At 75.3% G+C, this 6,780-nt stretch carries 6 protein-coding genes and 1 pseudogene; 3 read left to right on the forward strand and 4 right to left on the reverse strand.

Features of this window, described 5'->3' with window-relative positions; translation table 11 throughout:
- Nucleotides 1-16 precede the first annotated feature (16 nt).
- From ABD401_RS10705 to ABD401_RS10720, 4 genes are read right to left on the reverse strand one after another with little or no spacing between them, the layout of a single operon-like run.
- The gene (locus tag ABD401_RS10705; protein ID WP_344604461.1) at nt 17-367 is read right to left on the reverse strand and encodes a hypothetical protein; all 351 of its coding nucleotides are present in this window, start codon (nt 365-367) and stop codon (nt 17-19) included.
- On the reverse strand, nt 364-1,563 hold the full coding sequence (locus ABD401_RS10710; protein WP_344604463.1) for an ArsA family ATPase: 1,200 nt from the start codon (nt 1,561-1,563) through the stop codon (nt 364-366). Before ABD401_RS10710 ends, ABD401_RS10705 begins: the two co-directional genes overlap by 4 nt.
- Nucleotides 1,564-1,596: 33 nt before the next feature.
- Entirely contained in the window at nt 1,597-2,034 is a 438-nt protein-coding gene (locus ABD401_RS10715) for an SRPBCC family protein (RefSeq protein WP_344604465.1), read from the reverse strand.
- 55 nt (nt 2,035-2,089) lie between these two features.
- Nucleotides 2,090-2,881: a metallophosphoesterase family protein gene (locus ABD401_RS10720; RefSeq protein WP_344604467.1), complete on the reverse strand. Its 792-nt coding sequence runs from the start codon at nt 2,879-2,881 to the stop codon at nt 2,090-2,092.
- 97 nt (nt 2,882-2,978) lie between these two features.
- On the opposite strand from ABD401_RS10720, the gene ABD401_RS10725 reads away from it, so the two are divergent.
- The 3 genes and pseudogenes from ABD401_RS10725 to ABD401_RS10735 all read left to right on the forward strand — a co-directional run.
- Nucleotides 2,979-3,737 carry an ABC transporter ATP-binding protein gene (locus ABD401_RS10725; protein WP_344604469.1) on the forward strand — a complete coding sequence of 253 codons (759 nt, stop codon included), beginning with the start codon at nt 2,979-2,981 and terminating at the stop codon, nt 3,735-3,737.
- On the forward strand, nt 3,734-5,245 hold the full coding sequence (locus ABD401_RS10730; protein ID WP_344604471.1) for a hypothetical protein: 1,512 nt from the start codon (nt 3,734-3,736) through the stop codon (nt 5,243-5,245). Before ABD401_RS10725 ends, ABD401_RS10730 begins: the two co-directional genes overlap by 4 nt.
- Before the next feature lie 182 nt (nt 5,246-5,427).
- A pseudogene (locus tag ABD401_RS10735) lies at nt 5,428-6,780 on the forward strand (hypothetical protein); the annotation flags it as partial.

Below are 6,780 nucleotides of genomic sequence, written 5' to 3' on the forward strand. Positions count from 1 at the left end.
TCACCGGCCGGACGTTTCAGGTGATGTCGATCGTCTCGAACCCTGATCCGGTCGGCTTCCCGGCCCGGGCGCGCTCGAAACCGTCGAGCGCCGTGCGCGCGAGCGCAAGCAGCGCCTCCATCGCGTCGTCGAGGCGGTGTGCGATCTCCGGGCTGCTGGTGCGGACCAGGGCGATCAGCTGGCACAGCGGGCACACCGTGCACTCCGCGGAGCCGGTGGCGATGTGCGCGTTCAGGTACTCCGGGTCGATCGGGCCGGACGGCCGCGCAGCGGCGCGGGCCGCCAACCACTGCCCGAGCGCGTCGACGAGCCGGGCGGCCTCCTCGGCGGCGGTGCCGAAGGCGTCGCCGGTGGGACGCTCACTCATGACGGGATCTCCCGGGTGAAGGTGATCTCCAGCCGGTCCCCGGCGAGCTGCGCCCCACCGACCGAGCACCGTGCCAGCGCGCTCGGCAGCGCCAGCAACCGCCGGTGGCCGCCGACGGTGAGGACGAGCTCGTCGCCCTTGCGCCGCAGGTCCATGTCGCGCTTGTCGGCGAGCGGCAGCGCCAGCGAGAGGACGTACCGGCCCGGATCGACCGCGCGGATCGTCATCGGCTCGGTCTCCGCCAGGAGGGCGCAGGGGTCGGCGTCGGAGTCGGTCTGCGGGAGCCGGGAGGCGTACACCGCGGCGGCGAGGGCGCCGAGCTCCTCGACACCGACCGGCTCGGCGGCCCGGTAGCCCGAGCGCAGCACCGGCAGCGGGGCGAAGGAGGCCTCGATCTCGGCGAGCATCTCGGTCTGCGCCGCCACCCAGCCGGTTCGCCAGGAGTCGGCGCCCTCGGCGGGGAAGATCCGGTTCGCGATGACCGCGTCGATCCGGTACCCGTAGAGCGACAGCGAGGTCAGGGTGCGGCGGGCCTCGGCGACCACCACGAACTCCGGGGTCAGCACGAGCCGCACCGAGGTGCCCGGGTCGGTCAGCACCTCCCGCACGCCGGCGAGCTCGGCGTGCAGCCGTTCGACGGCGTCGAAGACCCCGTCGGCGGGCATGGGGATGCCGGTGACGCGGTTCAGCACGGGCCGCAGGGCCCGCACCATCCGCCGTTCCATCGGGAACACCCGGTCCATGTACCAGTTCAGCGCCTCGGGCAGCGCGAGCAGGCGCAGCGTCTCGGCGGTCGGGGCGCAGTCGACGACCACGACGTCCCACCGTCCCGAGCGGACCTGGTCGCGCACCTCGAGCAGCGCGAGGACCTCCTCGGCGCCGGGCAGGACGGTGAGCTCCTCGGCCTCGATCGGGTCGACGCCGACGGAGTCCAGGACGCCGAGCAGGTAGCGCCGGATCTCGGTCCAGGTCCGCTCGAACTTGCGCTGGGCGTCGACCTGCGCGAGGAACAGGTTCGGCGCGATCTCGGCGGGTTCGGCGCTCGGCGGGACCCCGAAGGCGTCGGCCAGCGAGTGCGCCGCGTCGGTGGACAGGACGAGCGTCTTACGCCCCCGGGCGGCGGCGAGCGTCGCCGTCCCCGCCGCGGCGGTCGTCTTGCCGACCCCACCCTTCCCGGTGAAGAGCAGGACCCTCACCGGGCGGCGCCGGGGACAGGGAGCGGCATGGGATCAGCCCTCGACGCGCTTCTTCAGCTCGCGCAGCGCGGTGTCGATGATGACCTTCTCGGCCTTGCGCTTGATCATCCCGAGCAGCGGGATCTTGACGTCGACCGACAGCGTGTAGGTCACGTTGGTGCCGCCGCCCTCCGCCGGGGCCAGGGCGTAGGAGCCGTCGAGCATCTTCAGCATCTGGCCCTCGACGAGGGTCCAGGTCAGCAGGTCCGGCACACCCGACCAGTCGTAGGTCAGCGTGTACTCGTCCTTGATCGCGCCGGCGTCGAGTTGGTAGTGCACGAGCTCGGCGCGCCCGTCCGGGCGCCACCCCAGGACCTCGGCCTTCTTCACGGCGCCGGTCCACTCGGGGTAGGCCTCGAAGTCCGCGATCACGGCCAGTACCTCGTCCGGCGAGGCGTTCACGGTGATGCTCGCCGTGGTCGAGTCGGCCATCGGTTCCGGTCCTCCCGGCAGGGTGCTGATCAGGTGACGCAGGCTATCGCGCGGCTCACCACTCGAGGACGAACGGTTCCTCGCGGCCGCGGAAGTGCCCGACGTTGACGCACTCGGTGCGCCCGATCCGCAGCCGGGGCGCCAGCGGCGAATGGACGTGGCCGAACAGGGCCAGGTCCGGCTGGTGCGCCCGGATGGCGGCGAGGGTCTGCTCGCTGCCCCGCTCGAAACGCCGGGCGACGACGTCGTAGGTGAGCTCGGGCACGGCCGGCGGGATGTGCGTGCACAGGACTTCGAGGCGCCGGCCGAGCTCGGCGGCCGCCGCGAACACGGCGTCGACCTTGGCGGCGTAGTCCTCGTCGGAGATCTCGAACGGCGTCCGGTAGGGCGAGCGCAGGCCGCCGCCGACGAAGCCGAACAGCCGGCCGCCGATCTCCACGACCTGCCCGTCCAGCACGGTGTGGGCGCCGGTGAGGAACTCCGGCCACAGTGCCGGCAGGTCGACGTTGCCGTAGGTGAGGTACGTCGGGTCGGGCATCGCCGCGAACAGCTCGGTGTACTGCGCGCGGACGGCGCGCTCGATGTACGACCACCGGTCGCCGGGCACCTCGGCCCAGAGCTCGTGCAGGTAGTCGCGCGCCTCCTCGACGCGCCCGGCGGTGCGCAGCGCGACCCAACGCGCCGCGCGCTCCGCGCCGAACAGCTCGCCGAAGATTCCGCCGGCGTGGTCGTCGTAGTCGACGAAGAGGACGAGGTCCCCGAGGCAGACGAGCGCGTCCGCACCCTCCCCGGCCGCCTTGAGCGCCGCCGCGGACCCGTGGACGTCACTGACCACGTGGACCCGCATACGCCCAGGGTAAGTGGCCTCCCGGCGCGATCAGAACCACGGCCCGGAATGTCCGGAGTTGCTGCGGAAAGCGCGGGTCCGGGTGACACTGACAGCGATGACGCCCCCGCTGCCCCCGCCGACGCCGCCCGCGACGCCGACCCCGGCGATCGCGGTCCGCGACCTGCGCGTCAGCTTCGGGCGGGCCCCCGCCGTGGACGGGGTCGACCTGTCGGTCCCGGCCGGCGCGGCCGTCGGCCTGCTCGGCCGCAACGGCGCCGGCAAGTCGACGACCCTGCGGGTCCTGGCCGGGGCCCTGCCGCCCACGGCCGGCCACGTCGAGGTCTGGGGCGTCGACGTGGGAGCCGACCCGTTCGGCGCCCGGGCCGTCGTCGGGTACTGCCCGGACGTCGGCGGTCTGATCCCGCGGGCGACCCCGTGGGAGCACCTCGAGCTCGCCGCCCGGCTGCGGCGCCTGCCGGCGGGGTGGGAGCACCGGGCCCGGGATCTTCTGGAACGGTTCGACCTCGGCGCCGACGCGGACCGGGTCACCGCCGGGTTCTCCCACGGCATGGGCCGGCGCCTGTCGGTGGTCCTCGCCGCGCTGCACGCCCCGCGGGTGCTCCTGCTGGACGAGCCGTTCGACGGCGTCGACCCGGTCGGGGTCGAGGCCACCCTCGACCTGATCTCCGAGCTCCGCGTCGGCGGGACCGCCGTGCTGGTCTCCTCGCACCTGCTGCCGCTGGTCGTGCGCGCCACCACCCAGGCCGTCGTGCTGCGGGCCGGTCGGATCGTGGGCGCCGCCCCCAGCGCCGAGCTCGACGGCGAGACCGGCGCCGAGCGCTACCGCGGCCTGCTCGGCGGGGTCCGGGGATGAGCCTGACGCTACGTCAGGTTGCTGCGCTGGCGCGCTTGCGGTGGCAGATGGTCCGCTCCGACCGGGTGCGCGCCGCCCTCGTGCTGGGCGCCGCCGCGGTCCCGCTGGTCCTCGCCGCCGCCGTCGCCACCGGTGCCACCCTCGCCGACGCGGCACCGGCGGGCACCGACGCCGGCCCGTTCGCCCCCGCGCTCTTCGCGGCCCTGGCAGTGATCTCGGTGCTCGCGCCGCTCTCCGCCGGGGGCGGGTACCCGCTGGTGCCCGAGGAGTCCCTGGTGGCGCACCCGGTGCGGCCGGCGACGATCGCGGTCGGGTCGCTGCTGCTCTCCCCGCTGAACATCACCTGGCTGGCCCACGTCCTCGGGGTCGCGACGGCGACCGGGTACCTCACCGGCAGCGGGCCGCGCCTGGCGCCGGCGGTGCTGACGACGCTCGCCTACGTCGCGCTGACCACGACGGCGGGCGCCGCGCTGGCGTGGACGGCCGTCGGGATCCGCGCCCGGCGCGGTGGGCGCCTCGCCCTCGCCGTGGCCGGGGTCGCCGGCGCGGTGGGCGTCGGAGCGGTCGTGGCGGCGGGCTCCGGTCGCGCCGCCCTGGACGCCCTCCCGACCAGCGCGATGCTCCCGCTGCTCGACGAGGCCTGGGCCGGCTCGCTCTCGGTCTGGGCCGCCGGGTTCGCGGGGCTCCTGCTCGGCACGGGGGTTGCGTTCGCCCTCGCCGTCCGGGCCTGCGGCTGGGCGCTGACCCGCCGCGCGGACCGGTCCGCCGCCGGGCTCGCCGTGCCGGTGCGCCGGCGCGGTCCACGGCGGACGGCGTTCGCCGAACTCGTCGCGGTCGACCGGGCGAGCGTCTGGCGCGCCCCGGCGCTGCGCCGCGGGGTGGTGCTGCTGACCCTGGTGCCCGGCGCGGTCGCGCTCGTCGCCGACGTCGAGTGGTCCTCGATCGTCCTGCTGCCGCCGATCGTCGCGGCCGGGACCGGCCTGCTGTTCGGCATCAACGTCTTCTGTCTCGACGCGGGCGGCGCGGCCTGGCTCGCAACGCTGCCCCACGACCCGCGCACGGCCTATCTCGCGAAGGCCCGGGTCCTCACGGAGCTGTGCCTGCTCACCTCCGGCGCGACGGTGCTGCTCTCCCTCGGCCGCGCCCCCGCCCCGACCGGGGCCGAGGCGGCGGCGGTCGTCGGCGCCCTCGTCGTGGGCACCGCGACGGTCGTGGCCACCTGTCTGACGATCTCGGTGCGCCGGCCTCACCGGGCCGATCTGCGCGGCCCTCGGGACACCCCCGCCCCGCCCGGTGCCCTGTTCGCGGACACGCTGCTGCTCTCGATCGGCGCCACGATCACCGGGTCGGCGTTCGCCGTCCTCACCCTCGCCCCAGCGGCCTGGATCCCGCTCGCCGTGGCGGCGGCGCTGACCCTTCCGGCCGTCGGCTGGGTCCTGCGCGGCGCCCACCGGTGGCGCGAACCCGCCCGCCGGGCCCGGGTGGTCGCCGCCGTCGCCGCGGGCTGAGTGCCGCCGAAAAGTGACGGGACGAAACCGACATCTGTGGCGAGCCGTCCCCCGGCGCGGGCCCGCGTGCCCAAATCCGCCTGAACACGGGTGACCAGAACGGCGGAACCCGCCCGTCGTGATCTTGATTCGCCGTATCGTCGACGTGCGCCCACGCCTACGAGCGCTGGGCCGCATCGGGGTTGGAGGACACACTGCGCGACGTACTCGTCGTCTCCCGCAACGCGGCAATCGCGGCTGCGTTGACGGCCGACGACCTCAACGTGATCCCCATCGACCCGGACGAGACTCCGGGCTGGGTCCAGTTCGCCTCGGCCGCGCACCTGCTGGTGCTCGAGCTCGGCGACCCCGACCTCATGGTCGACGTGGTCCGGGCCCTGCGCCGCGACGACATCGACACCTCGGTGCTGATCATCGCCGAGTCGGTCTCCGACAGCCCGCGCCTGATCGCCCTCCGCCTCGCCGACGACAACGTCAAGACGCTCTCGCTGCCGCTGACGCAGAACCGTCTGCTGCGCGCCGTCTCCCGCGCCCTGCTCGCCCGCGAGGCCGCCGACGCCCGCCTCGAGGAGGCCTACCAGGCCCTCGCCGCGGGTGAGGACGACGACTCCTGGATGCCGAACGTCGGCGTCGACTGGGGTTCCGGCGGCTCCGACACCGAGAACGCCGAGCCCGTGATCCCGATCGAGCCCGGCGCGACCCCGGTCCGCTGGACCCTGCCGACCCCCGACCCGGTCTCCCCGGCCGACCCGCTCTCCCCGGCCGAGCCCGCGGCGGCGCTCCCGACCACCGAGCCGGCCGCCCCGACCTTCCCGACCGAGCCCGCGGCCCCGGCGGCGTCCGTGGCCCCGGCCGTCGACCCGGTGTCCGGCACTCCGTTCCCGGCCGAGCCGGACCCGCTCAGCGACCCGAACTGGAAGCCGGCCGCGGCCGACGACTGGATGTCGGCCTACACGTGGGACAACGTCGCCGCGCAGACCGGGCTCGACACCTGGACCCCCGAGATCCCGAGCTGGACCCCGAGCGAGCCCGCGATCGCCGACGGCCCGGCGGCTCCGCCCGCGCCGGTCACGCCGGCGGCCCCGATCGACCCCGTGGCCCCGATCGACCCCGTGGCCCCGATCGACCCGGTCGCGCCGGCGGCGTCGGCGGCCCCGGCGGCCCCGGCGGCCCCGGCGACGGAGGACGTCGACCCCCTCACGGCCCCGGTCTGGCCGCCGGCCGAGCCCGCGCCGCTGGACCCGGCGGCCTTCCTGGCCTCGATCGAGGAGAACCTCTCCTCGACTCCCGAGGTGAAGTGGCCGAGCTTCGACAAGGACTCCTTCACCGAGGTCGAGGACGACTGGCGCAGCCGCCTCAGCCCCGAGGTCCTGGCCGCTCTCGACATCGACGCGATCACCGCGCCGCCGGCCGACCCGGACGCGCCGGCGGCGGCGGAGAGCACGAAACGTCCCGCTCCGCCGACCCCGCTGTCGGAGTACCCGGCGTACCCGGGCCACGGCACCGCGGCCCCGACCGCGCCCGCGGCGGGCCCG

Source organism: Sporichthya brevicatena, assembly GCF_039525035.1.
In the GTDB taxonomy this organism is placed as follows: Bacteria; Actinomycetota; Actinomycetes; order Sporichthyales; family Sporichthyaceae; genus Sporichthya; species Sporichthya brevicatena.

Coding starts and splice junctions, on each gene's coding strand:
- ABD401_RS10705 (WP_344604461.1), bottom strand. CDS start 367: ATGAGTGAGCGTCCCACCGGCGACGCCTTCGGCACCGCCGCCGAGGAG.
- ABD401_RS10715 (WP_344604465.1), bottom strand. CDS start 2,034: ATGGCCGACTCGACCACGGCGAGCATCACCGTGAACGCCTCGCCGGAC.
- ABD401_RS10720 (WP_344604467.1), bottom strand. CDS start 2,881: ATGCGGGTCCACGTGGTCAGTGACGTCCACGGGTCCGCGGCGGCGCTC.
- ABD401_RS10725 (WP_344604469.1), top strand. CDS start 2,979: ATGACGCCCCCGCTGCCCCCGCCGACGCCGCCCGCGACGCCGACCCCG.
- ABD401_RS10730 (WP_344604471.1), top strand. CDS start 3,734: ATGAGCCTGACGCTACGTCAGGTTGCTGCGCTGGCGCGCTTGCGGTGG.